This window comes from Paenibacillus sp. FSL F4-0236, assembly GCF_038000135.1.
In the GTDB taxonomy this organism is placed as follows: domain Bacteria; phylum Bacillota; class Bacilli; order Paenibacillales; family Paenibacillaceae; genus Paenibacillus_AQ.
The window spans coordinates 3,072,206-3,097,066 of the sequence record NZ_JBBOBK010000001.1; the positions used below are offsets into that span (position 1 = coordinate 3,072,206).

A 24,861-nucleotide genomic window follows, 5' to 3' on the forward strand; every position below is an offset into this window, starting at 1 on the left:
TTCGTAGTGAGGTTCCGCTTACGGACCGAATGGCTTTATTTCGATGAAATGAGCACATATATTAGGGACGGACCGTATTGCACTTATTCCCTAATAACAAGCCCCTTCCCGGGTGATCTGGGGCGAATAACAGCGCTGGCTCATTTACGTTACCGGCGGCACATTGTATTCGGTTTTTCGCATACTTTTGGCTCGTTTACGTTACCGGCGGCACATTGTATTCGATTTTTCGCATACATTTGGCTCGTTTATGTTACCGTCGGCACATTGTATTCGATTTTTCGCATACATTTGGCTCATTTACGTTACTGGCGGCACATTTGTATTCGGTTTTTCGCATACATTTGTCCGTAGGCTCGACTAAAACATGCATTTCGGAGGATATAAGGTCCGCTCGGTTTTTAGAATCTGACGGATGACTCCTCGTTTATTTCATGTCTCCTGCTTCTTCACGTTCACCCCTCCTTCCTCTTTCTTCGGAGTTATCCACATTTTTTTTGTATTGTATAATTTCCTAAACAATAAAAAAAGGACTACAGCAGTAGTCCAAAGGAGAAATATAACATGATAGCTAACCTCAAAAAAGCTGATGATCATTATGTCGCTCGTTTCGAACGTCAATTAAAACATCCCGCATCAAAAATCTGGTCCTTTTTGACAGAGAATGAGAAGCTAGCTTTATGGTTCACTGAATTACGTGTTGAAGACCTGTGTGAAGGTGGATTAATCAAGTTTGATATGCAAGACGGAACCTTTGAGGAAATGACGATTACCGCCTTGCAACATGAATCTGTTTTTGAATTTACGTGGGCTGAAGATTCCGTTCGCTTTGAGCTATATCCTAATTCAGAAGGATGTTTACTCGTCTTGAATGAAACGATCCGAACACTCACGCCACACACCCCCCGAGATTTAGCTGGCTGGCATGTATGTCTGGACGTGATCCAGCATCTTCTGGATGGTACGACGCTGGAGTCACGAAAAGCTGAATGGAACGTTTGGTATGAACGATACCGGGAAGCGATCTCTAAATTAGGACAATAAGGATTCTGCTCCATCAATCACAATTTGCGCACCTGTAATATGAATAGATTCATCGGAAGCCAAAAAAGAAACTAGATCGGCAACATTATCCGGTTTACCCGGCCCATCCGCTAGCGGCTGCGCACCATCGGGAAATTCAATCGGAATGACGATCGCTTCTACTTCTTCGTTCATTTCAGTGGTTTCATCTATATTGGTAGCAATCGCCCCGGGGCAGATCACATTCACTCGAATTTTAAACTTAGCTAGCTCAAGTGCAGCCATTTTGGCAAAAGCTACCTGTCCAGCTTTGGTAGTACTATACGTAGACCACCCAAAGCTGGCAAATCTAGTATTCCCATTGATGGAGCTAGTGATGATAATGCTACCTTTCCCTTTATCCTTCAGATGAGGGATCGTATATTTCAAGGTCAAAAAGGTCCCCGTCAAGTTCACCGACATCGTGCGCTCCCAATCACTCAGGCTCAGTTCCTCTATTGGTCCCACCGCACCATTGATTCCCGCGTTAGCGAATACTACATCTAAGCCGCCGAATTGTTCGACAGTCCTGCGAACGGCTTCCTCCATCCCTTTTTCATCTGAAGTATCTACCTCTATGGCCAATGCGCAATCTTTGCGAAACTTGTTCAGCTTATCCGCCAAAGATGAGGTACGTTCAAGATTCAAATCAAAAAGCGCTACATTAGCACCTTCCCTCGCCAGCTTAATGGCGGTAGCCCGACCAATGCCTGAACCCGCTCCTGTTATAATTGCAGTTTTTCCAATAAATCTTTGTTTCTTAGCTATGTTTGGACTCATATGTAATCTCTCCCTTAAGATCTCTTAGTGATGTACTATGGATCAAGATTACCCAAATACATGCACACTGGAATCATCTTCACAAAAAAACTCCCCGTTCAAAAACTTGAACTGAGAGTTTCATCTAGATCTATACATCTAATTGTCCAGCTTCCGCACATCCACTTTCACGGTCAGAGTGCCCGCTCCACCACGATATACACCTTTTACAGGTACAATATCTTTGTAGTCCCGTCCGTGACCTAACTTAATGTAGCGCCAATTGACCTCAACATTATTTGTCGGATCGAAACCAAGCCAACCTGTACCCGGAATGTGAGTTTCCACCCAAGCATGAGAGGCTTGCTCAAAATTAGCATTACTCCCTTGCAGATCACCAACAAAATGATATCCACTTACATATCTGGAAGGCAGACCGACACTACGGCAGACAGCAATCATTAGATGAGCATAATCCTGACATACACCGCGTTTAAGCTTCAGTGCTTTTTTTACCGTAGTATTTACACTTGTAGCCTCAGGGTCATAGGTGAACTGTTCATAAATCGTCGCAGATAATTTAAGAATCCATTCATACATATCCTCTGCTTCATTAAAAGGGTACTGTGAGGCAAATTCCACTAATTCAGGCGTCACCTCGGTATAACGAGTCGGCAAAATAAACTCAATATAACGGTTCTGAAATCCCTCGTCATTTAACAATCTAATTTGTTCTTCAAGAGATGTTCTCGGGAGATCTGTCCCCTGAGCTTTATCCAGTGTAACTACAGTAGCTTTAGTGTGGATGACCATCTCCGTATGCGGCTTATTAACCGAATAGGCATGGACCCGATTCCCGAAGAAATCCTCATAGGTTAATAGATTGGCTGGCGGGTAAATATCCACTTCATGGTGATAACAGGATTGCCGATAATTCGTGCGTGGCGTGAGTCTGATCTCATTGACACTGTCCGTAACCGGCTCTGGATAGCTGTATGTGGTGGTATGATTGATTTGAATCTTCATACAGACACTCCTTCTCGCCGAAAAAAGGCGCCCTCCATTGTTTTACCAAGTTTCTGACAGGATATCACCAGCGATTTAAGCACATCTTCCACTAGCTCGCCGGACATTTCTTCCTTTTCCATATAATCCAGTTCTGCTTTTAGCTTACCCGCTTGCCGGATAACCTTCTCATGACCTGAACCTTTCTCTGAGGGATCTAGCTCAAGCTTTGCTAAATGCTCTTCCAGCTGATGAAAAGAAAAACGAATGGAACGCGGAAATTTGGGATTCGCAATCAAGAAATCTAAAATGCTCTCCGGGGACATAGCATCTGCATAATAACGGCGAAACGCCTGGTACCCACTAACGGATTTAAGCACCGCCTGCAACTGTGTATAAACCGCGTCAAGCTCCTTAAATCGGCATGAGGCAATGACCGCCTGCAAGATACGAGTTGTATTCTCTGCCCGCTCTAGAAACCGTCCGCTTTCAATGAAATGCCACTCATTCCCTCTAAGCATTACCGACTGCTCTGCTCCGAGAAACATGGCTGTACGCTCCTTAACCTGCTGATAGAACTGATGTGGGCCGCTCATAATATCTGCAACAGACCGCTCACCAAGCCATAGGTTGAAGCTGTTGACAACATCCCATAATTCACTTGGAAGCTGCTGACGGAGTGTTCGCAGATTATTTCTGGCATGATGTACGCAAGAGAATAATGAATTAGAATTGCCTAAATCAAGTGTGATGAAAGATAGGACATCCTGCTCGGAAAAGGTTTCGAACTGCTGCATATATTCACCTCGAACGCCTAGCGCATCGATTAACCTTGACCATTTATGTCCTTCTTCATGAAAATCCTCTTCCTGCTGGATATGATAATGAACATTGATTAGCCGCGCATGATTCTCTGCCCTTTCAATATATCTGCCGATCCAGAACAAAGCTTCAGCATTTCGATTCAGCATCTCCAGCCGCTCCCTTATTTAACAAATTGATGCTGCATTTTGTTAATCATCAACAAGCCTCACTAGGTTGTATCAAGCCATGACCCAAGTATCTTTTACGCCACCACCTTGCGAGGAGTTTACGACCAAAGACCCTTCTTTCATAGCCACCCGTGTCAATCCCCCAGGGATAACATGTGGCTTACGGTCAGCACCCATTAATACAAAAGCTCGAAGGTCGATATGTCTCGGTGCCATTGTTCCTCCTGACAATACCGGTGCTCTAGATAGAGACATGATCGGCTGCGCAATATAACGCTCCGGATCTGCGATAATCTTCATTCGAAATTCAGCGAGTTCTTCTTTCGTAGCTTCGCTTCCGATCAACATTCCATATCCCCCGGATAAAGAGGTTTCCTTAACAACCATTTCAGATAGGTTCTCAAGGACATATAAACGTTCATCAGGCCTGCCTAGCAGATAGGTCGGGACATTCCCAAGAATCGGTTCTTCATTCAGATAATAACGAATCATATCCGGTACATAGACATACATCGCTTTATCATCAGCAACACCAGTCCCCGGGGCATTAGCAATCGCTACATTCCCTGCCCGATACGCATTCATCAGACCCGCCACCCCTAGAAGTGAATCCGGCTGAAAAGCTAACGGATCGATGAAATCATCATCCAAACGGCGATATAGTACATCTACGCGGCGAAGCCCGTTCATTTCTTTCAAATATATTTTGTGATCCTTTGCAACCAAATCTCGTCCTTCAACCAAATGTATACCCATCTGTTGTGCTAGAAAAGCATGCTCATAATAAGCAGAATTGTATTCCCCAGGTGTAAGAAGTGCTATAACCGGATCTGACTTTCGTGAGGGTGATAAACTACGTAGAACGGATAAGAAGCGATTCAAGCTATGATCAACATCTCGGATGGAGCTGGCAAAGGACAATTCAGGAAACAACTGATTCATAAGGGTTCTGCCTTTAAAAAGATATGAAAAACCTGAAGGCGTTCGTAGATTATCTTCAAGCACATAATATTGCCCATCATGATGGCGGATCAGATCGATTCCCGAGGTAGTGATGTAGGCTCCACCAGGCACCCTTAGACCAGCCATTTCTGGCCGGAAATAACAGTTGGAGATGATCATACGCCTTGGGACTATTCCATCCTTTACGATGTACTGCTCATGGTAGATATCATGAATGAACAGATTCAAAGCCGTGATACGCTGAATAATTCCAGCCTCTAGCCTCTCCCATTCATTCTTAGGAATAATGCGTGGAATCATATCGAAGGGAATCGTACGCTCCATGGGATGATCCTGAGCCGGATTGTATAGCGTAAAAGTAATTCCTTCCTCCATCATCCTGCGCTGCATCAATTTCTGCTTACCCTGCAGCTCTTCGGAGCTCATTCCGGAAAACATGCGATTCACATGTCTGTAATGCGGCCGGACATTTCTCTTATCTGCATACATTTCATCGAAAAAATGTTGCAGCGGATACGGAGACAGACCTGGCAGAGGATCTAATTTGGACATGAGCCCGACTCCTTTCGATAAATGTTATCTTTACTAACAAGTCATACTTTAATTTCTGAAAATATCCAAGAAAATATTGTTTTGTATTCCCATAATACGTAAATCCTATTACCGATGTCAATATATATAACAGAGAAATGCGATCTCTGAATATTTCCTTGTTTTGGAATCGCTTCCTTTCTCTCTTATATAGGTTGCCGGAGCTGAAATGTAGTTTCTTCATTGAATTGTATGCAGGAGTAGTGACAAGCATTACTATTATGAATTTTTCATATGTTGTATTTTTTATATAGTTGTCTGGGAAGGTGATTTCAGTTTTATGGTATAATTTGGAGCGTTAGGAGAGTGAACAAATGGATCACAAATATACTATGACCATGGAGCAGGAAGAGGCTAGGCGGGATCATATTTTTCTTTTATTTGGCTTGTCAGAAGCTGGTTCGATGAAGGTAGCACTTAGTCGTGTAGGCGGTCGTCATTTAATAAGAGTACTATCATTTAATGAGACGTTCTCTGCTGGACCACTGTGCAAATTACATAATGTTGAAGGGTGTCAAGCCCGTGAGTTATGGTTTCAGGAACGATTTCCCGATCAGGGTTATCATCTCAATCCCCAGCATACACTGGGAGCCATGATTCAGACCTTAAAAGAAATTCCCGAGGACAAAAAAATCACTATTTGGTGCGGAGACAACTCCCATGATCAGACAGGTTTACGATTTGCCCTTTCTGTTCTTAGTGAGAGGAAGCAACCTATTCATGTTATAAATACAATCGAAGCTTATGAGGAGCTTCCCGGGATTGCTGAACAATTTAGCATGGGCTTATCTCCCCAGTCCCTGGGTCAGCTCCCAAACGAAGCTGTGCAAACTATTATCAAAAACACCGAAAATACGCAACCCCTTACCTTAGCGCAGAGAAAACAGTATGAACTGGAGTGGCAAGAAATCAGCAACACTGAGGATATGCTTCGAATCTGGTCCAATGGTCAGCTAACGAATGCTCCCGAAACATACTATGACGAAGACATTCTATCCTTAATTCTGCAACTGCAAAAGAATGAACAGGGAGATCATTTCGTAAATGCAGGACTTATTGTAGGTGCAATTATAGGGCAGTGGAATTTATTTATCAGTACCTCATTTATAGAATATCGCTTCTGGAGGCTTATTAGTGAGGGAAAGCTGTTATTTAAAGGGATACCCTACGCGATGCATTTGTACTTTTTAAGAATTCCTTAGAGGTCACTACATTAACAACTAACAAATATTTTATAAAAAAGGAATGCCCTCATAAACTAAATATAGCTTCGAGGACATTCCTTGTAAATATGACTTCTTTATGATCATGTGTAGGGATGGATTACACTTACTCTTCCGATTCTTCTGACTCTTCCTCAGCAATTAATCCGGCAAAAAGAGCATGCACGAACTGCTGAGAATCAAATGGCTGCAAGTCTTCCATCTTTTCTCCGAGCCCTACGAGCTTCACTGGTAAGTTCATTTCCTGACGAATGGCTACTACAATTCCGCCTTTAGCTGTACCATCCAGCTTCGTCAAGACGAGCCCTGTCACCCCACTCTTTTCACCAAATAGCTTGGCTTGAGTAAGCGCATTTTGACCTGTGGTCGCATCTAGCACCATCAGTACTTCATGCGGAGCACTAGGAATTTCTCTTTGAATAACGCGGAAAATCTTGTTGAGCTCTTCCATCAGATTGCTCTTATTCTGAAGTCTGCCTGCCGTATCGCAAATCAAGATATCTACATTCCGCTGCTTAGCCGCTTGAACAGCATCGAACATAACAGCGGCTGGGTCAGAGCCAGCTTGTTGCTTAATTACGTCTACGCCAGCACGTTGACCCCAAACTTCGAGCTGTTCAATCGCTCCGGCACGGAACGTATCCCCTGCGGCCAAAAGAACTTTTTTACCCTCTTGTTTGTAACGATGTGCTAGTTTACCGATCGTAGTCGTCTTGCCTACTCCATTTACCCCAACGAACAAGATAACTGTAATGCCATCCGGATTTTCCTTCAGGCTGTTATCGTCATCGCCGCGCAACAATTCCATGAGCTTACGGGACAAAATGGGTTGCAGCTCAGCTGCATCTTCAATTCGTTTTTGCTTCACTTCGGCGCGCAGATCCTCGACAAGTGTCATTACTGTATTAACACCTACGTCCGCACCAATCAAGATTTCTTCCAGCTCTTCGTAGAACTCTTCATCTATTTTTTTACGGCGGATAATCAGGTCTGCTACCTTTTCGACAAAGCCTTTACGGGTTTTCTCTAATCCGTCGCGGAATTGTTTGGTTACACTTTCCGTTTTGCCGGAAATGCTTTCTTTTAACTTCCTGAAAAAGCTCATTTGTTTCCTCCTAAAAGTTTTGTGAGCGACACTTCATTGATTTAACTTCGTACAAAACTCGCTTCGAAAGCAGATACTTAAAAAAATCACCATTTTGGCAAGCCGTTAAGCGATCTCTGCTTCCTCATCCTCTAAACGTACAGAGACAAGCTTAGATACTCCGCCTTCTTCCATCGTCACTCCGTAGAGCACATCCGCCTCTTCCATCGTTCCTTTGCGGTGTGTAACGACGATAAATTGCGTTTGTTCCGAGAACTCACGCAAATACTGTGCAAAACGCACGACATTCGCTTCATCTAGCGCAGCCTCTACCTCATCCAGTACGCAGAACGGAACCGGCCTCACTTGCAGGATGGCAAACAAGAGGGCCATCGCAGTTAAGGCGCGTTCCCCACCAGATAGGAGCTGCAGGTTTTGAAGCTTTTTACCCGGTGGTTGGGCTACGATATCTATACCTGTTTCAAGCATATGTTCTGGATCCAGCAGCATGAGATCAGCTCGACCGCCTCCGAACAGCTTCGAGAATACCGTACCGAATTGTTTACGGATCGCATCAAAGGTCTGTTTGAAGCGTTTGGACATTTCATCTTCCATCTCACGGATAACTTGATACAGGGTAGTCTTGGCTTCGACCAGGTCATCTTTTTGTCCACTGAGGAAGGTATAACGCTCATGAACACGCTGATATTCTTCAATCGCACCTAAGTTCACTTCGCCCAATGCAGAAATACTGCGTTTCAGACGCTGTACATCTGCTTGTGCGGCAGGCACATCTTCGGGCACAGGATAACGTTGCTTCGCTAGTTCATAGCTTAGCTCGTAATCATCACTCAGCTTACGAAGAATATTATCAAGTTCAACATCGAGACGACCCACAGAAACTTCAGTAGAACGCAGCTTGTCCTCCACGACTCTAAGTGCCTGACGCTGATCCTTGGTCTTGCCCTCCTCTAGCTCAAGCTTACGGGTTAACGCTGAACGTTCCGCCCGAGCTAGATCCAAAGTACCGGCTGTCTCTTCCTTCTTCAGACGATAACTATTCAAATCTTCTTTCTGTTTCACGGTTTCCAAAGCATTACTAGCCAAATCCTGTTCGATCGTATGTAACAGATTTCGATTCTGGCGCAGCTCTTTATCCTGTGAACCCGCATCTTGTCTTAGACGACGTAATTGCTCCTCCAAGGAGAAGATCTCCTGATCGAGCTTGCCTTCCGAAACCTTCATACTGGTCAGCTTACCTTGCAACTCTTCCTTAGCGGATTCATTCGCTTTACGCGCCGATTCGGCATTACGGATACCCTCATGAGCTTCCTTCTCTTCCTTCTCGAGACGTTCAAGCTCAGCAGAGGCTTGTTTCCGAGTCTCCTCAAGCGTGCGGACCTCACTTTCAAAGCCACTACGTTCCGCGCCTGTGCTCTCCACTTGTTCCTGCACATGCCGAAGCTCCTGTTCAAGCTGCTTCAAATCGCCAGAAACACGTTGCTCTTCCAGTCTCTTCTCATCACCATCACGGCGCAGGTCCTCTAGCTTCACGCTAGCGTTCTCCTGTTCTTCACGAAGTCTGGCTATGCCTTGTTTCAGCTTAACAATTTGACGCTCGCTCTCTTCGATCTCACTGCTCAGCTGATCCAGCTGGCGTTTACGACTAAGTAAGCTATTGTTCTTCTTATGTTGGCTACCACCAGTCATGGAGCCCCCGGCATTGACTACATCACCCTCTAGCGTAACCACACGATAACGATACTGGCATCTAGCGGCGATGCGGTTAGCCTGCTCCAGGCTCTCAGCAATAACTACATTGCCAAGCAAACTGCCAACAATACTTGCATACTTATCATCGTATCCAACGAGTTCGGAACCAATTCCAACAAAACCTTCAGCATCTTCCACCATTCCTCGGTCGCTACCGGAAATTTGGCGTGGCCGGATAACATCGAGTGGTAGAAAAGTAGCTCGTCCCAATTGACGTTGCTTCAGGAAAGATATCGCTTGACGAGACACGCTCTCATTATCCATAACCACGTGTTGCAGCGATGCACCCAGCGCAGTCTCAACAGCCATTTCCAGCTTCTCAGGAACGGAGATGAGTTCAGCAACCGCACCATGCACACCGTTAAGCTGTCCTTTACGAGCTCCTTTGAGAACTTCTTTAACCCCAAGCATAAAGCCATCGAAATCATCCTGCATTTCTTTCATGGTCTCGTGACGGGAGACTTGTGCTTCCCGCTTCTGTTCCCACTTTCTCAGACCTGATTGCGTCTCTTCAATCAGCTTCTGACGTTTACTAAGTTGTTCACTTTCAGTAATATAAGCACCACGAAGATTGCTTAGTTCTTTTCCAAGCTGGGCAATCTTGTCTTTTAGCCCTTTCTGGTTAGCAGACAGCTCATCATGCCGTGCAGTCCATTTGCCGCTTTCTTCTTCACTGCGGCTCATACGACGCTCCAGGTTCTCCTTCTGTTGATCCGCGTAACGAATTTCGTTACGTGCATTCGCCATAAGGTTCATTAACTCCAGGAGAGCACTTTTCAGCTTCTCCTCCTGGCTCTGACTAATACCGTCAGCGACACCTTCGAGTCTTGCCTCTTCCGCTTCGATCTGTTTCCGAAGCTCAACAAGCTTAAGCCGGGACGCTTCGAGCTTAGCTTCTAAATCCCCAAGCTCACGCTGTCGGTCCGCAGAACGCTCACCTACAGAACCTAATGTGAGCATTAACTGTTCACGGTTGCTCTCAAGATTACGCTTGCGTTCCTTCAACACTTCCCCGTAACCTTCGCTCTTCTCATAAGCTTCACTATAACGGAGCAATTGCTCTTGCTGCTTCTCGATCTGTTCTTCTAACGCGCGCAGTTCAGCACGTCCGCTTTCCAGCTTGGCATCATGGGCTGAGACAACTGTAGATAACTCCAGTTGCTCATCCTTTAAAGTTTCGAGCTTAGCGTTACCTTCCTGCCAAGCTGTATGAATGCCTTCAATCTGATGCACATAGACTGAAATTTCCTGATGCTTCAGTTGTTCCCGAAGCTCTTTAAAGCGAATGGCCTTCTCAGATTGATCCTTAAGGGGACCAATCTGATCCTCAAGCTCACTAATCAAATCGTGAATACGAAGCAAGTTTTGCTCCGTGTCGTCAAGCTTTCGACTTGCATCTTTTTTGCGCGATTTATATTTTACAATACCCGATGCCTCTTCGAATATGCCTCGCCGATCCTCGGAACGAGTACTCAGAATCTCTTCAATCCGACCCTGTCCGATAATCGAATAAGCCTCACGCCCGATACCGGTATCCATGAACAGCTCTGTGATATCCTTCAGTCTGCAGGATTGCTTATTAATTAAATATTCACTCTCACCACTACGGTGAACACGCCGAGTCACTGTAACTTCGCTGAAATCCAGTGGAAGCGTGTGATCCTCATTATCGAGCGTAAGTGATACTTCACCATAATTCACAGCTTTACGCGCGTCACTACCGGCAAAAATAATATCTTCCATCTTGCCGCCACGCAGTGATTTAGCACTCTGTTCGCCGAGCACCCAGCGTATGCCGTCAGAAATATTGCTCTTGCCGCTTCCGTTCGGACCCACTACGGCCGTTATTCCGCGCACAAATTCCATTTCTGTTTTGTCGGCAAATGATTTAAAACCAGCTAATTCTATCCGTTTCAAAAACATACTTGCCTATCACCTCTGACCCATTATACCATAGCGTTTATTCGCCTAAAATAGCTTCAAAATGAAGCTTGGCTATTCTTTCGAAAAAGAGCAGCAACGGTCTGAGCTCCGCCTAAACGCCGGTATTCAGACCTTTGCTGCTCTCCTCCGCTTGTCCACATGATGCAAAATTCAGGCACCATCTTCTTTCAGATGCAACAGTGCAGCTGCTGCAGCCTGCTGCTCTGCTTCCTTCTTCGAGCGGCCGCTCCCTTTACCAAGAGAACGGTTAGTCATTAACACTTCAGAGACGAATTCACGCTCATGCGCGGGTCCCCGTTCTTCAATGATCCGATATTCCAACGTACCCATATTGTGCTGCTGAATTAGCTCTTGCAGTTCCGTCTTATAATCGGTCATCTGCATTTGCAGTTTCCCATCCGTCTCCACAAGTGGAAATACGTGATTATCAAGAAAAGACCGTACAGTTTCCAGCCCTTGGTCAAGATAAAGCGCTCCCACGAAGGATTCGAACACATCAGCCAGCAGGGCCGGGCGAGTACGTCCGCCCGTAAGTTCTTCCCCTTTTCCCAGCAGTACATAACGGCCAAAACCTAAACTCTCAGCGAACTTAACCAGCGAAGGCTCGCATACGATAGCGGCACGTAGCTTGGTCAGTTCCCCTTCAGGTCGATCTGGCAACAGATTGTACAAATATTCAGAAACCGTCAGCTCCAGTACAGCATCCCCTAGAAATTCGAGACGCTCATTGTCCTGATGCTGATTGAAACGGTGTTCATTCACATAGGATGCATGGGTAAAGGCCTGCTTCAGAAGCACAGAATCGTGAAATTGGATTTGAAGTTGCTGTTGTAACTGCTTCAGTTCTCCTTTCACCGCGCTGTCCCCTTACTGATTATATTTTTTTAGAATAACTGTTGCGTTATGTCCCCCGAATCCAAACGAATTCGACATTACAATATCAAGATCCACTTTACGTGGAACATTTGGTACATAATCCAAATCACATTCCGGGTCCTGGTTGTCCAAATTGATCGTTGGAGCAATCATGCCCTTTTGCAAAGAGAGTCCGCAGATAATAGCTTCTACTCCACCAGCAGCGCCTAGAAGATGACCTGTCATGGATTTCGTTGAGCTAATAGCTACTTTATAGGCATGTTCGCCTAATGCTTTCTTAACAGCAGCCGTTTCTGATCGATCTCCTACAGGCGTTGAAGTACCATGTGCGTTGATGTAATCAATATCTTCAGGAGAGATACCAGCATCACGGATTGCCATCTTCATGCAGCGAGCTGCACCATCTGGATCCGGTTCAGTCATATGGTGAGCATCAGCGCTTAGACCATAGCCAATTACCTCAGCATAAATCTTCGCTCCACGTTTCTCAGCATGTTCAAGGGATTCCAGAATCAAGATCCCAGCGCCCTCTCCCATAACGAAACCATCGCGATCTACATCAAATGGCCGACTAGCCTTCTCCGGCTCATCATTACGAGTGGACATCGCTCTCATTGCACAGAATCCTGCCATTCCTGTTGGACGAATGGTCGCTTCCGAACCACCGCAGATCATAGCATCCGCGTCTCCACGTTGAATCAGACGGAATGATTCCCCAATGGAATGACTTCCTGTAGCACAGGCCGTCACAGTAGTCGTATTCGGTCCCTTTGCACCGAGGTTAATGGACAGCTGCCCAGAACCCATGTTAGCGATCATCATCGGGATAAAGAACGGGCTAACCCGTTTCGGCCCTTTTTCAAGCAACAGATTATGATTATCTTCCCAAGTACCAAGACCACCGATACCCGAACCAACAGATACACCGATCCGTTCAGCATCGATATCTTCACCGATCTTAAGTCCACTGTCTCTCAATGCATCTTCACCAGCAGCCACTGCAAATTGTACAAAACGGTCCATTTTGCGGGCTTCCTTGCGGCCAAAAAGCGCCTCAGGATCAAAGTCTTTAACTGATGAAGCAATTTGCGTAGTGTATTCACTGACATCAAACGCTTCAACCATCGATACACCTGATTTACCGCTCATCAGATTATCCCAGAACGTCTCCAAGTCTTTCCCCAGTGACGTAATTACGCCCATCCCGGTTACAACCACTCTATGACTCAAACACAATCACCCCATCTATAGGCTGTATACATTATATTCAGTACTTATATACTGCAAATTATTACTATATGAACAGCGATCACCGCATCTTTAAAGCTTCCGCGGTTCTGTTATAATCCCTATGAAGCTGCACATGGCAACCTGTAATACATCTTTAATGCTGTATAAATGAGGAGAAGCCCCGCCCAAGTTGGAACGGGACTCTCAATCATATGACTCTAGGTATGAGATTGTATGTACTTCACAACTTCACCCACGGTCGTAATCGTCTCTGCATCTTCATCAGAGATTTCCATGTCGAATTCATCTTCCAATTCCATAACCAATTCTACTACATCTAGAGAATCAGCACCTAAATCATCTTTGAAAGACGCTTCTAATGTTACCTCAGCTTCATCGGCACCTAAGCGGTCGATGACAATGCGTTTTACACGCTCTAATACATCGGACATCCGGTTCACCTCCTCTTTTGGTATTATACGAGATATGAGGTCAAAATACCATAGACCGCAAAAAACGCTTTCCTGATCCCTCACATTTCATCTTTAAAACAGCGTAATTTCTCCCAAGCATAAACCCCTTCGGCGTCCTTATAAGGACGGTAAGTGTTTAAGCGAGAAATATAAGGATAAAAGTATAGTGTGAAACTTATACTTTCTTATATTTTCAAAGGAGAATTACATATACATCCCGCCATCCACGTGTAGTGTCTGGCCGGTCATATAAGCGGCGCCTTCAGAAGCTAAGAAAACAACTGTCATAGCTACTTCTTCAGGACGACCAAGGCGAGCTAGTGGAATGCCCTTCTCTAGCTCACTGCGAACTTCTTCAGAGAGCTCACGTGTCATATCTGTATCAATAAACCCAGGAGCAATACAGTTGACGGTGATGCCCCGCGAAGAAAGCTCACGAGCCGATGCCTTCGTTAAACCGATGACACCAGCCTTAGCTGCAGAGTAATTAGCCTGACCAGGGTTACCTGTCACGCCCACAACCGAGGAAATATTAATGATTCGGCCATAGCGCTGTTTCATCATCGGACGTGTTGCTGCCTTAAGGCAATTAAACACACCTTTCAGATTCGTCTCAATCACTTGATCGAACTCTTCCTCTTTCATGCGCATAATCAGGTTGTCCCTAGTAATGCCGGCATTATTGACAACAATGTCAATACGTCCCCAGGTATTAAGAACCTCTTTCACAAGGCTCTCGGCCTGTTCACTATTGCCGACATCTCCACGGAGTGCAATACCCTCCGAGCCAAGCTCGACAATACGGGCTACAGTCTCCTGTGCCGCCGCTTCACTTCCTGCATAGTTCACGGCCACCTTTACACCGTGTTCTGCAAGAGCAAGCGCGATACTACGACCAATGCCACGTGAGCCGCCAGTTACAAGGGCCGTTTGGCCCCGCAATGCTGAGAACATAGTCTAATCCCCTTTCAATCATGATGCTGTTGTCAAAATGTTAAACCATTTCTTACAAAACAGTTTGGACACTTTCAAGTGTATTAATGTTGATTACTTTGACTGTTTTATCTATTTTGCGGATCAGACCTGCCAGAACACTGCCAGAACCAATCTCAACAAAAGTGTCAACACCATCCGCAATCAACCATTCAATACTGTCTTGCCAAAGCACAGGAGAATACACCTGACGAACAAGCAGTTCGCGAATTTCTTCGGGATCTGTTACCGGTGATGCAGTGACGTTAACGATGACAGGTACATTTGGAGTGTTGAAGGTTACTTTCTTCAACTCTTCTGCCAAACGATCTGCAGCAGCTCTCATCATAGAAGAGTGAAAAGGTCCACTTACTTCTAGCGGAATTGCCCGCTTGCCACCAGCTTCTTTAACACGCTGCACAACACCATTAACGCCTTCCTGAGATCCGGAAACAACGATCTGACCTGGACAGTTAACGTTAGCCAGTTCTACAACACCATTCTCTTCAGAGATAGTTTGGCATAATGCTGCCAGCGCTTCACGTTCTGCGCCAAGCACTGCAGCCATTGCACCTTGTCCTCCTGGAACAGCTTCTTCCATGAAACGGCCTCTCAAGCGTACAAGTGTTACAGCATCTTCATATGACAACACACCCGCAGCTACTAGTGCACTGTATTCACCAAGGCTATGACCAGCAACATAATCCGGCTTCAAACCTTGTTCACGTAGAGCTTCAAGATAGGCTACGCTTGCTGTAAGAAGCGCTGGTTGCGTGTTTACCGTTTGCTTCAACTCACTGTCCGGTCCTTCAAAAATCAGCTTACTTAGTGGAAATCCGAGAACTTCATCCCCTTTCTCGAACACTGCACGGCTGTTTGGAAGAGCATCATAAACATCCTTGCCCATTCCAACTGCTTGTGCTCCCTGACCGGGAAAGACGAATGCAATTTTACTCATAAGTATGAACTCCTTCCCGTATAACGGTCTTAGCTTATTACCAGATCAACACAGATGCGCCCCAAGTCAAGCCCCCGCCGAATCCAACCATCAGGACGGTGTCGCCTTCTTTCATACGTCCTTCTTCCGCCGCTTCAACAAGCGCAAGTGGAATGGAGGCAGCCGAAGTATTGGCATATTTATCAACATTGATTACACATTTCTCTGGTGGCAAATCAAGACGCTGCATAGCGGATTGAATGATACGAATATTCGCTTGGTGAGGTACGAACAAATCGATATCTTCCTTACCCAGACCAGCTTTAGTAAGCACACGTTCTGTAGCTGAGCCCATTACACGAACAGCAAATTTAAAGACTTCACGGCCATTCATATAAATGAAATGCTTCTTATCTTCAACGGTTTGCTGAGAGGCAGGCAAGCGTGAACCGCCGGCTTCTAGCTTAAGCAAGTTCCCTCCAGAGCCTTCAGCACCCAGATCAAAGGATTGGAAACCACGACCTTCCGGAACCTCACCAATGATAACTGCACCTGCTCCATCACCAAACAAGACACAAGTATTGCGATCTGTATAATCTGTGATGCGGGATAAAGTATCCGCACCTATAATAAGTGCATTGTTGTACATTCCGTTCTGAATAAAGCCAACCGCAGTAGCTAAGCTGTATACAAAACCAGAGCAGGCTGCTGACAAGTCAAAAGCCGCAGCACCTTTAGCACCCAGCTTATCCTGTAAAATACAGGCTGTAGAAGGGAAAGCACTATCAGGTGTTACTGTTGCAATAATAATAAGATCCAAATCTTCGGCTTTCATTCCAGCGGAATCAAGTGCCTTGAGTGCTGCTTCATACGCTAGATCAGAAGTTGCCTCGTGAGGCGCAGCAATATGTCTCTCGCGGATGCCTGTCCGACTGACGATCCACTCATCGTTAGTCTCCACTATTTTTTCCAGATCGCTATTTGTCAATATTTTCTCAGGTACATATTTCCCAGTTCCTATAATTCCAACCGGTCGCAACTGTCTCATGTCGTCACTCACTTCCCGCTAATTTCCTTGGATATACTTGGCACAAGATCGGCTTGTAGAGCAATCCGCGCTTGTCTTACCGCATTCTTAACTGCATTTCCGTCAGAAGATCCGTGGCCCTTAACTACCAATCCGCTAAGACCGAGTAGTGGTGCACCACCGTGCTCTTTGTAATCCATTTTACCCTTTAAAGCTCTAAGCTCCGGCATCAGCATAGCCGCGCCAAGTTTAGTCTTCAGGGAACGACTAAATTGCTCCTTGAGCAAAGAGAACAAAGCACCCGCCGTACCCTCAAGAGACTTTAGCAAAATATTACCGGCAAATCCATCGCAGACAAGCACATCGCAATTCCCTGTCAGTACGTCACGTGCCTCAACATTACCGATAAAATGAATGCCTGGCAAGTTCTCAAGCAGCGGATAAGCTTCTTTCGTCAGTTCATTACCCTTTCCAGGCTCCGTCCCTACATTCAGAAGTCCCACACGCGGCTTAGCAATACCATGAACCTTGCTCCGATAAATGCTGCCCATCAGCGCATATTGTACCAGATGTTCAGGCTTCGCATCCATGTTAGCACCAAGATCAAGAGCCAGTACGCCAACATCGTCAAGCGTTGGAATCATAGGCGCCAGTGCAGGACGTTCAATTCCCTGCATCCGGCCAACTACGAGGAGTCCTGTGGTCATTAGCGCACCCGTGTTACCCGACGAAATCATAGCATCTGCTTCACCTTCACGCACCATTCGTCCAGCTACAACCATGGATGAGTCTTTTTTACGACGAACTGCCTTAACCGGCTCTTCATCAGAACCAATGACGTCTCCTGCATGACGTATTGTCAGATTAGATGGCTTGTCTTTGAGTAGTGGCTCTAATCTGGCTTCGTCACCAACGAGCACAATCTGCGTATCTTTCCATTCCGCGGCCGCGGACAACGCCCCCTCGACATTACATTCAGGAGCGTTGTCCCCGCCCATGGCATCAATGGCGATCAGCACTATGGTTACCCCCTTCACTGTGTTCATCATTTGCGGACCGATACACTATAAAATGGCCCTGAAACACTAGTTCTTCTCCGACATAGGTGAATACGTCCACCTCTGCTTTGCCACCCCTACCGGCGAGTGACCGCACCTGTGCTTTGGCAATACACTTCTCACCTAGCTGAACTGTGCGTACAAAACGTATATCGGCTGAAGCGGTCAGAGCAATTTCATCGTTGATAACGGCAACCGCAAGCGAGTTCGCTTGAGCAAACACATAGTGACCACGAGCGATCCCATTTCTAGAGAACACATGGTCTTCGCGAATCTCAAATATCGAAATCCCACTCTTGTCCAATTGTAAATCCACAATATCTCCGATGACTTCATCCGCAGGCAAAGAGCGCACCTGATCATAGGAGTGCTCTGCCATTTGCTTCATTCGTTCACGCAGTTCCGGTATCCCCAGCTCCATTCGGTCTAACCGAATCGTCTGAATGCTAACTTTTAGCTGACGAGTCAACTCCCGATCCGTTACAAAAGGATTACCTGCGATTATATGTAGCAGCTGTTGCTGACGTTCTTTCTTGGACATCCGCTCGATTGCGGCTCACCTCCTGGCACGTGCCAAGCATAAACGCTTTCGGCGTCCTTATGGACGATAAGCGTTTAAGCGAGAAATATAAGACATCAAGTATAGGTGCATAACTTATACTTTCTTATATTTTAAAGAAAGCATTCGGCCGCTTGAATGGCCGCTGTTATATTAGGACAAATAACCTTAAACATTATTTAGAACCAGGTACTAATATGTAGTATAAAGCATGCCGCACCAAAAATAAAGCATTGACTTCTGGGCGGCTTATGTTTGGATAAGCATAAACGCCTCAGCGTCCCTAATAGACGGTAAGCGTTTGTGCAAAAAATATAAGGATAATGTATAGCGTAAAACTTATATATTCTTATATTTCAAAAAAAATAGTACTTCACCGATAGTGAAGTACTATTTATTCCGAAACTATTGTTTGATGATTTCTCTTGCTTTGTAAGTTCCGCAAACTTTACATACGTGGTGAGCCAATTTCAACTCTCCGCATTGTTCGCATTTCACCATGCCCGGCACAACCAACTTAAAGTGGGTGCGACGTTTGTCACGGCGTGTTTTAGACGTTCTACGTTGTGGTACTGCCATGTGTTCCACCTCCTTGTGATATTTCTGTCAGCCTGCTCCTCAGAGCAGAATGTGTTTTGTTGTAATGTTTCATTTGAAAAAGTCTTTCAACCCAGCGAGTCGAGGATCGATCACTGTGTTGTCGCAACTGCAGGTGCCTTCGTTCAAGTTCTGTCCGCATTTCTGACAAAGACCAAGACAGTCTGCCTTGCACAATACCGAATCCGGTAAGTGCAGTACGAAATTTTCTTCCACATAAGGAATAAGATCCACAACCTCATCCTTGACGTAAATGAGTTCCTCATCTTCGTCATCATCTGGAAGAACTGGCTGCTTAAGCCACTTGAAAGTCTCAGCAAAAGGAATGTTCAAATCACTTTTGACCTCCGTGAGACAACGTGAACATAACATATCCACATCTCCACTCAGTTTTCCCACCACGTTCACACAATCGGTTCCCGCGGGCAGCGCTTTAAGGTCCACTGAGAGCGGAGCAACAGCTAGAATATCCTTGCGCCCTTTGACTACCTCGCTGACATCCACAACATCGTGAATATGTAACGGTTCGTCGGCATTCGCTAATTTGCGAAAGTGAATCTGCATAACTTATCACTCCCAAACAAACAAAATTTATTATACCTAGTATTATATACCTTTGTCAACCATTTTCCCTTTATATTGTTTCAGGAATTGGAGAGAATTATGATATAACTATTAGTGTAAATCAAAATGACAGCATATGCGAACTGAGTTTCTAAATATTAATCCTACTAATCTCTACTTATATTTTAAATAATGGTTACATACGGAGGGAAGCAGCAGTGACAACAGTTGGAATAATAGCAGAATACAATCCATTACATAACGGACATGTCCATCACTTCACCGAAGCCAAAAGACTATCTGGCGCTGAGCGCGCCATTGTCGTCATGAGCGGTCCCTTCACTCAGCGCGGAGAGCCGGCGGCGGTAAGCAAGCAAGCCCGGACAGAGATGGCGCTACGAATGGGCGCCGACCTCGTCATTGAGCTGCCGGTGGCCTATGCTGTACAGCCGGCAGAATGGTTCGCCTTCGGAGCAGTTGCACTGCTGGAAGCGACCGGGGTCGTGGACAGCTTGTGCTTCGGCTCCGAAGCCGGCACTTTGGGTTCGCTGCTTCCTCTGGCCAGGTATCTGGCAGAGGAAAGCAGCGAACTTCAGAGCGAGATCCGCCGCCGCATGGCGCTCGGAGCGAGCTTCCCCGCCGCGTACAGCGCAGCGGCGGCGGTGGCCTTTGAAGGGACTCTCCATGAAGAGGAGAGTCCCGGCGATGCTGGCGAGCTGCTGCGCCAGCCGAATAACAGCCTTGGCTTGCATTATCTCATCGCCTTGCAGCGGCTAAATAGCAAGATCGAGCCGCTAACCGTTCCGCGAACGGCAGCCGGATTCCATGATCCTTTGCAAGTTGGCTCATCGATCGCAAGCGCCACTGCTATTCGCAAGCTGCTGCAAGAAGGCGGCTCCCCAGCAGCATACATGCCGGAATATAGCGTGTCCATATTAGAAAGAGAGCATGCAGCAGGTAGAGGTCCTCTGGAATTGGAGCATTTCCGAGGTCCCCTCCGTCACCTGCTCTCTACACGTACCGCTGCCGAGCTACGAACCATCCAAGACATGAATGAAGGCTTGGAGAATAGAATCCTTCGTCTTATGCCCGATCTTGAGCAATTCTCTATCTCGGGTTTGCTTCAAGCCCTTAAGAGCAAGCGTTATACGCATACACGACTGCAACGTCTACTACTACACATTTTGCTAAATCATACAAAGGAAGAAATGACCCCTTCTGTACTAGCGGAGGGGCCCGGATATATTCGAATCCTTGGTTTTAGAGGAAGTGGACGAACTCTCCTTAAAGAGATGAAACAAAAAGCAACCTTACCCATCGTCATGCGGCCGTCACTGTGCTCCCATTCACAACTTGAACGAGACCTTCAAGCCGCGTCTGCTTTCGCAGGAGCTTTTCGAGAACCTCACAGAACCGATATGTATCGCGATTATTTGGAACCTCCGGTCATGGTTTGACCGGTAGTTCCTCCATATACTTCAGTGCTTCATCCAGTGTCGATACGGGTACCAACTTCATAGATGTGCCGATTTTATCAGCTTTCGTTTTGGCTTCGTCGTAATTCTTAACAGGAACGAAAAAAATCTCCGCCCCTTCTCGATCTGCAGCAACAATCTTATGCTTCACTCCACCGATAGCACCTACCACACCCTCAGCGTCGATCGTGCCCGTTCCTGCAACCCTATGACCTTTGGTTAAATCACCAGGCGTAAGTCGGTTGTAAATCTCCATAGTGAACATCAGACCTGCAGAAGGTCCACCAACATTCGTATCCACAAAGCTGACCGCTTTGCCTTGTTCTTTAGGTTTTACCTTTTGAACTGCGGCTATAGTGACTCCAAAACCAGGTCGAACTGCAGTAACATCTTTATCATTGATCTCGACAAGTGTCACCTGTTCCTTTACTTCCTTACCGTTTCTTTGTAAAACAACAGCGACCTGATCACCGATTTTTTTTGTTGAAAGTAAAGCAGAAAGTGCTTCTGGATCGGGTACCTTCTGGCCTTCTACACTTATGATTCTGTCACCCGGTTGGAATTGTCCTTTATTACTGGCAACCGGAACTGAAAAAACATACAAATAATCCACAACATCCTCATACGGGATTCCTGCAGCATGATAGGCCGCCTGAACGGAGTAAGATTGCGAGCTGTTCATATAAAAAACCTGCTCCGCAGCATACTCATCTTCAGACTTATCTCCTAACCGTGTTTCTTTCCGCACAACCTCTGAATTGGAGTTAAAAACAGAGGCGACCAGCAACGCCACATTAGCGTAACTAGCAGATACTGTAGTCATCATGAAGGTTCCTTCTTCAGCTGGATCAGCATTTTCCACTTTAATCATAGGGGCAACTTCAGAGGCACTACCCGGTTGATATACAATGTACGGGGTGTTCATAAAAACAAATACATACACGATAACTACAAACGTAAAGAGGTAAGCTGTGGCACGGAATCCCGGCCGATGCTTCAACTGCTTCACTACTCTTCCCTTCTTTCCCACGGCACATTTAGGATATGAATGTTTGAACTTCATTACCGCTTCGACTAGTGGTTTGGCATGATGGTTGTCTACTCTGCATAAATTGATAACACATCCGCTATGCCTTAAGTTATGAAGAGGTGATTCTAGAAATGAACAATATTAAAATACGCCGGCTAGCTAGTCGCTCCACACCTTTTTTATCTGGGGTGATCGCAATCCTGTTAGCCATTGCCATCATCATCTCACCAGAAAGCTCTTTCGAGGCTTCTCTCCAAGGGTTAAAGCTCTGGTGGACACTCGTATTCCCTGCACTTCTCCCCTTCTTGATGCTGTCTGAGATGCTAACCGCTTCGGGCTTCGTGCATGGTTTCGGAGTGCTCCTGGAACCATTGATGAAAAAGGTCTTTCGACTGCCTGGCGCGAGTGGTTGGACTTTGGCGCTTGGAATCACCGCTGGATTCCCCGGCGGGGCCGGAGGTGTAATGCAGCTTCATAAACAGGGCAGCATTTCGGACAAGGAAGCCGCTCGTCTTGCTTCACTTACGCATTTCGCCAGTCCAGTAACCCTGCTCATTGTGATTGGTGTAGCTTTCCTACATAGTCCTACAGCAGGTTACTTTCTACTTGCTATCCACTGGGTTTCAGGACTTTTGGCCAGTTATACAGACGCTCTTTTAAATGGCCGGCTAGACAATCCGCAGCCTTCTGTAAAAGAACGCACGAATACCAAACGACCTTCTTTATATAGTCGTGTCCAACTTGCAGCCACTGAAGCCAGATCAAGAGATGGCCGAAGCTTCGGTAGACTTCTTGGGGAGTCAGTAGCTACAGCGGTACAAAATTTGATGGTTGTGGGCGGTTACATGATTATGTTCGCCGTGGTCATCAATATCATTACTACGGTACTTCCTGTATTGCCAGCCGCTCTGCCAGCGAGCTTGCTCGAGATTCATTTAGGAGCCGACGCTATAAGCAAAGGGCTCTCGAGCATCGGAGCCGGAGCATCAGGTGTACTAGGCTTGGCCTTACTCTCTGCTGCACTAGGCTGGAGCGGGCTCTGCGCACAGCTACAGGTACTGACGTTGCTTAAACAAGCAAATGTCCGATTCCTCCCCTATGCTGTCGTTCGCCTGATGCACGGCGTTTATGCTTTTTTATTAACACTGCTACTATGGAAACCACTTTTAGTAATAAGTGAAGCCGCTTTGCCTGCACTCGCTGATTCACAATCCATACCAAACAGAACCATTAATGTAACTGCCATATGGAGCTCTTTTCCACAGTTGCTTAGTTTGCAATCGCTTCTGCTAATCATCCTACTGGCATTATCCGCAACGATCTATCTCGTTAGCGCTTTTCGCCATCGGCTCGATTAAATTTAAGCTTCATCGCCTGTTCCACCTCAGGCGTCACGAAGTCAGACACATTCCCACCAAAATGGGCAATTTCTTTTACAACGCTGGAGCTTAAATAGGAATATTTCGGATTAGTCATCATAAAGATCGTTTCCGCATCCGGATCCAGACTATGGTTGATGGATGCGTTTTGCAGTTCATATTCAAAGTCAGTTACGGTACGAATACCACGTACAATGACTTGAGCATCTTTTTGACGAACATAATTGACTAATAGATCCCTAAAGCTGTCGATTTCCACATTGGGAATATCAGCTGCTGCCTGTCTTAAAAGCTCTGTCCGCTCTTCTACAGTAAACAGCGGGTTCTTACTCAAATTATTAAGCACCGTTACGATTAAACGGTCGAATTGCTTGGATGCGCGCCGAATAATATCCATATGTCCCATAGTCACGGGATCAAAGGTGCCTGGATAGATGGCAACACGTTCTTTTCTAATTTGCTGACTCATTCTCTACCTCCTCACCAGTCTCGCTATCCACAGAAGGATTAGCTTCATACTGATAAATAGAAATTGTCGTTTCTCCGTATACGGCCTGACGCAGCCTATAAAATCCTGGGATATCCTCAGGATAGGCATAACTTGATTCATGCTCCAGAACAATGATTGCGTCCTCTTGCAGCATTCCTTTTTCTACCATAGATAGCATCAGCTCATCTCCGTGCTTCAATCGGTAGGGAGGATCTAGAAAGACTAAATCAAAAACACGTCCCCGCTTCTCCAATGCACTGAGTGCTCTTCCTGCTTCATTTCGGTACACTTGCGCACTCGCTTCAAGATTAGTCGCTTTCAAATTGGCACGAATGGTGTCAATGCTCTTGGGATCCATATCTACAAATACGGCGCTTTCCATCCCTCTGCTTAAAGCTTCGATACCCAAACCACCTGTACCTGCGAACAAGTCCAGTACCGCTCCACCTTCAAAATATGGACCGATCATACTGAATACAGCTTCCTTCACCTTATCGGTTGTAGGTCTTGTTCCACTTCCCGGCACACTTTTTAGTGGTCTTCCTTTTGCACTTCCCGATACCACTCTCACCGTCAATCACCCGCTCTATGTCTCTGTTTGTTATACCCAAAAGGGCATAAGTCCACGCCTATCGTAACACATTTGCGCGATGAAATAAAAAATTTGTCTAGATATGAAAAATGGAAAGATCAAGACTATTCCGATAAATAAGTCTTCCTTATGTATAAGACTGGGCTTCCAGGGACATCATGTAATTATCGACACCACAAATGTCGTAGACAACCGCGGAGCAGGCT

23 protein-coding genes are annotated in these 24,861 nt (G+C 45.9%); 4 read left to right on the top strand and 19 right to left on the bottom strand.

Going from position 1 to position 24,861, the window contains the following annotated elements:
- The first annotated feature begins 564 nt into the window (after nucleotides 1-564).
- Nucleotides 565-1,044 (top strand): SRPBCC family protein, encoded by a 480-nt coding sequence (locus tag NSQ29_RS13940; protein WP_341125369.1) that lies wholly within the window; start codon nucleotides 565-567, stop codon nucleotides 1,042-1,044.
- On the opposite strand, the gene NSQ29_RS13945 is transcribed toward NSQ29_RS13940, so the two are convergent.
- From NSQ29_RS13945 to NSQ29_RS13960, 4 genes are all read right to left on the bottom strand, one after another.
- Complete coding sequence (locus NSQ29_RS13945; protein ID WP_042187718.1) at nucleotides 1,033-1,842, bottom strand: SDR family oxidoreductase; 810 nt, start codon at nucleotides 1,840-1,842, stop codon at nucleotides 1,033-1,035. The two genes, NSQ29_RS13940 and NSQ29_RS13945, sit on opposite strands and share 12 nt — an antisense overlap.
- A 138-nt stretch (nucleotides 1,843-1,980) precedes the next feature.
- Entirely contained in the window at nucleotides 1,981-2,847 is an 867-nt protein-coding gene (locus NSQ29_RS13950; protein ID WP_042187715.1) for a transglutaminase family protein, read from the bottom strand.
- Nucleotides 2,844-3,797 carry an alpha-E domain-containing protein gene (locus tag NSQ29_RS13955; protein WP_076282772.1) on the bottom strand — a complete coding sequence of 318 codons (954 nt, stop codon included), beginning with the start codon at nucleotides 3,795-3,797 and terminating at the stop codon, nucleotides 2,844-2,846. The genes NSQ29_RS13950 and NSQ29_RS13955 overlap by 4 nt, the downstream gene beginning before the upstream one ends.
- Before the next feature lie 72 nt (nucleotides 3,798-3,869).
- Complete coding sequence (locus NSQ29_RS13960) at nucleotides 3,870-5,333, bottom strand: circularly permuted type 2 ATP-grasp protein (RefSeq protein ID WP_341125370.1); 1,464 nt, start codon at nucleotides 5,331-5,333, stop codon at nucleotides 3,870-3,872.
- A 353-nt stretch (nucleotides 5,334-5,686) separates the two neighbouring features.
- On the opposite strand from NSQ29_RS13960, the gene NSQ29_RS13965 reads away from it, so the two are divergent.
- Entirely contained in the window at nucleotides 5,687-6,574 is an 888-nt protein-coding gene (locus NSQ29_RS13965; RefSeq protein WP_341125371.1) for a DUF1835 domain-containing protein, read from the top strand.
- 127 nt (nucleotides 6,575-6,701) lie between these two features.
- Here NSQ29_RS13965 and ftsY read toward each other — a convergent pair whose 3' ends face one another.
- The 12 genes from ftsY to NSQ29_RS14025 form a co-directional block, all read right to left on the bottom strand.
- Complete coding sequence (gene ftsY / locus NSQ29_RS13970; RefSeq protein WP_042187710.1) at nucleotides 6,702-7,700, bottom strand: signal recognition particle-docking protein FtsY; 999 nt, start codon at nucleotides 7,698-7,700, stop codon at nucleotides 6,702-6,704.
- Nucleotides 7,701-7,805: 105 nt separating this feature from the next.
- Complete coding sequence (smc, locus tag NSQ29_RS13975; protein ID WP_341125372.1) at nucleotides 7,806-11,375, bottom strand: chromosome segregation protein SMC; 3,570 nt, start codon at nucleotides 11,373-11,375, stop codon at nucleotides 7,806-7,808.
- Nucleotides 11,376-11,546: 171 nt separating this feature from the next.
- On the bottom strand, nucleotides 11,547-12,251 hold the full coding sequence (rnc, locus tag NSQ29_RS13980; RefSeq protein ID WP_042127220.1) for a ribonuclease III: 705 nt from the start codon (nucleotides 12,249-12,251) through the stop codon (nucleotides 11,547-11,549).
- A 12-nt stretch (nucleotides 12,252-12,263) separates the two neighbouring features.
- A complete protein-coding gene (gene fabF, locus NSQ29_RS13985) occupies nucleotides 12,264-13,502 on the bottom strand; it encodes a beta-ketoacyl-ACP synthase II (RefSeq protein ID WP_341125373.1) in 1,239 nt (412 codons plus the stop codon).
- A 218-nt stretch (nucleotides 13,503-13,720) separates the two neighbouring features.
- Complete coding sequence (locus NSQ29_RS13990) at nucleotides 13,721-13,954, bottom strand: acyl carrier protein (protein ID WP_036686493.1); 234 nt, start codon at nucleotides 13,952-13,954, stop codon at nucleotides 13,721-13,723.
- Between the two features lie 225 nt (nucleotides 13,955-14,179).
- Entirely contained in the window at nucleotides 14,180-14,929 is a 750-nt protein-coding gene (gene fabG / locus NSQ29_RS13995) for a 3-oxoacyl-[acyl-carrier-protein] reductase (protein WP_042187706.1), read from the bottom strand.
- 52 nt (nucleotides 14,930-14,981) lie between these two features.
- Nucleotides 14,982-15,905, bottom strand: a complete 924-nt coding sequence (fabD, locus tag NSQ29_RS14000) for an ACP S-malonyltransferase (RefSeq protein ID WP_042187705.1) — start codon at nucleotides 15,903-15,905, stop codon at nucleotides 14,982-14,984.
- 37 nt (nucleotides 15,906-15,942) lie between these two features.
- Nucleotides 15,943-16,932: a beta-ketoacyl-ACP synthase III gene (locus NSQ29_RS14005; RefSeq protein WP_139328492.1), complete on the bottom strand. Its 990-nt coding sequence runs from the start codon at nucleotides 16,930-16,932 to the stop codon at nucleotides 15,943-15,945.
- Between the two features lie 8 nt (nucleotides 16,933-16,940).
- A complete protein-coding gene (plsX, locus tag NSQ29_RS14010) occupies nucleotides 16,941-17,930 on the bottom strand; it encodes a phosphate acyltransferase PlsX (protein WP_042187701.1) in 990 nt (329 codons plus the stop codon).
- Nucleotides 17,914-18,510, bottom strand: coding sequence for a transcription factor FapR (gene fapR, locus NSQ29_RS14015; protein ID WP_042127208.1), 597 nt, complete (start codon nucleotides 18,508-18,510; stop codon nucleotides 17,914-17,916). The genes plsX and fapR overlap by 17 nt, the downstream gene beginning before the upstream one ends.
- Nucleotides 18,511-18,933: 423 nt before the next feature.
- Complete coding sequence (gene rpmF / locus NSQ29_RS14020; protein ID WP_019911234.1) at nucleotides 18,934-19,107, bottom strand: 50S ribosomal protein L32; 174 nt, start codon at nucleotides 19,105-19,107, stop codon at nucleotides 18,934-18,936.
- A 69-nt stretch (nucleotides 19,108-19,176) separates the two neighbouring features.
- A complete protein-coding gene (locus NSQ29_RS14025; RefSeq protein ID WP_042187699.1) occupies nucleotides 19,177-19,689 on the bottom strand; it encodes a YceD family protein in 513 nt (170 codons plus the stop codon).
- Nucleotides 19,690-19,907: 218 nt separating this feature from the next.
- Here NSQ29_RS14025 and NSQ29_RS14030 point away from each other — a divergent pair, with 218 nt between their 5' ends.
- Nucleotides 19,908-21,146 (top strand): nucleotidyltransferase, encoded by a 1,239-nt coding sequence (locus tag NSQ29_RS14030; protein WP_341125374.1) that lies wholly within the window; start codon nucleotides 19,908-19,910, stop codon nucleotides 21,144-21,146.
- On the opposite strand, the gene NSQ29_RS14035 is transcribed toward NSQ29_RS14030, so the two are convergent.
- A complete protein-coding gene (locus tag NSQ29_RS14035; RefSeq protein WP_341125375.1) occupies nucleotides 21,136-22,173 on the bottom strand; it encodes a SepM family pheromone-processing serine protease in 1,038 nt (345 codons plus the stop codon). The genes NSQ29_RS14030 and NSQ29_RS14035 overlap by 11 nt on opposite strands.
- 152 nt (nucleotides 22,174-22,325) lie before the next feature.
- On the opposite strand from NSQ29_RS14035, the gene NSQ29_RS14040 reads away from it, so the two are divergent.
- A complete protein-coding gene (locus NSQ29_RS14040) occupies nucleotides 22,326-23,552 on the top strand; it encodes a nucleoside recognition domain-containing protein (protein WP_341125376.1) in 1,227 nt (408 codons plus the stop codon).
- On the opposite strand, the gene coaD is transcribed toward NSQ29_RS14040, so the two are convergent.
- Nucleotides 23,524-24,042 carry a pantetheine-phosphate adenylyltransferase gene (gene coaD / locus NSQ29_RS14045; protein ID WP_341125377.1) on the bottom strand — a complete coding sequence of 173 codons (519 nt, stop codon included), beginning with the start codon at nucleotides 24,040-24,042 and terminating at the stop codon, nucleotides 23,524-23,526. The two genes, NSQ29_RS14040 and coaD, sit on opposite strands and share 29 nt — an antisense overlap.
- Nucleotides 24,026-24,634 (bottom strand): 16S rRNA (guanine(966)-N(2))-methyltransferase RsmD, encoded by a 609-nt coding sequence (gene rsmD / locus NSQ29_RS14050; protein WP_341125378.1) that lies wholly within the window; start codon nucleotides 24,632-24,634, stop codon nucleotides 24,026-24,028. Before rsmD ends, coaD begins: the two co-directional genes overlap by 17 nt.
- Between the last annotated feature and the right edge of the window lie 227 nt (nucleotides 24,635-24,861).

What these genes read in the sequence shown, in the direction of transcription:
- NSQ29_RS13940 (WP_341125369.1), top strand. Translation starts at nt 565, where the DNA reads ATGATAGCTAACCTCAAAAAAGCTGATGATCATTATGTCGCTCGTTTC.
- NSQ29_RS13945 (WP_042187718.1), bottom strand. Translation starts at nt 1,842, where the DNA reads ATGAGTCCAAACATAGCTAAGAAACAAAGATTTATTGGAAAAACTGCA.
- NSQ29_RS13950 (WP_042187715.1), bottom strand. Translation starts at nt 2,847, where the DNA reads ATGAAGATTCAAATCAATCATACCACCACATACAGCTATCCAGAGCCG.
- NSQ29_RS13955 (WP_076282772.1), bottom strand. Translation starts at nt 3,797, where the DNA reads ATGCTGAATCGAAATGCTGAAGCTTTGTTCTGGATCGGCAGATATATT.
- NSQ29_RS13960 (WP_341125370.1), bottom strand. Translation starts at nt 5,333, where the DNA reads ATGTCCAAATTAGATCCTCTGCCAGGTCTGTCTCCGTATCCGCTGCAA.
- NSQ29_RS13965 (WP_341125371.1), top strand. Translation starts at nt 5,687, where the DNA reads ATGGATCACAAATATACTATGACCATGGAGCAGGAAGAGGCTAGGCGG.
- ftsY (WP_042187710.1), bottom strand. Translation starts at nt 7,700, where the DNA reads ATGAGCTTTTTCAGGAAGTTAAAAGAAAGCATTTCCGGCAAAACGGAA.
- smc (WP_341125372.1), bottom strand. Translation starts at nt 11,375, where the DNA reads ATGTTTTTGAAACGGATAGAATTAGCTGGTTTTAAATCATTTGCCGAC.
- NSQ29_RS13990 (WP_036686493.1), bottom strand. Translation starts at nt 13,954, where the DNA reads ATGTCCGATGTATTAGAGCGTGTAAAACGCATTGTCATCGACCGCTTA.
- fabG (WP_042187706.1), bottom strand. Translation starts at nt 14,929, where the DNA reads ATGTTCTCAGCATTGCGGGGCCAAACGGCCCTTGTAACTGGCGGCTCA.
- fabD (WP_042187705.1), bottom strand. Translation starts at nt 15,905, where the DNA reads ATGAGTAAAATTGCATTCGTCTTTCCCGGTCAGGGAGCACAAGCAGTT.
- NSQ29_RS14005 (WP_139328492.1), bottom strand. Translation starts at nt 16,932, where the DNA reads ATGAGACAGTTGCGACCGGTTGGAATTATAGGAACTGGGAAATATGTA.
- fapR (WP_042127208.1), bottom strand. Translation starts at nt 18,510, where the DNA reads ATGTCCAAGAAAGAACGTCAGCAACAGCTGCTACATATAATCGCAGGT.
- rpmF (WP_019911234.1), bottom strand. Translation starts at nt 19,107, where the DNA reads ATGGCAGTACCACAACGTAGAACGTCTAAAACACGCCGTGACAAACGT.
- NSQ29_RS14025 (WP_042187699.1), bottom strand. Translation starts at nt 19,689, where the DNA reads ATGCAGATTCACTTTCGCAAATTAGCGAATGCCGACGAACCGTTACAT.
- NSQ29_RS14040 (WP_341125376.1), top strand. Translation starts at nt 22,326, where the DNA reads ATGAACAATATTAAAATACGCCGGCTAGCTAGTCGCTCCACACCTTTT.
- coaD (WP_341125377.1), bottom strand. Translation starts at nt 24,042, where the DNA reads ATGAGTCAGCAAATTAGAAAAGAACGTGTTGCCATCTATCCAGGCACC.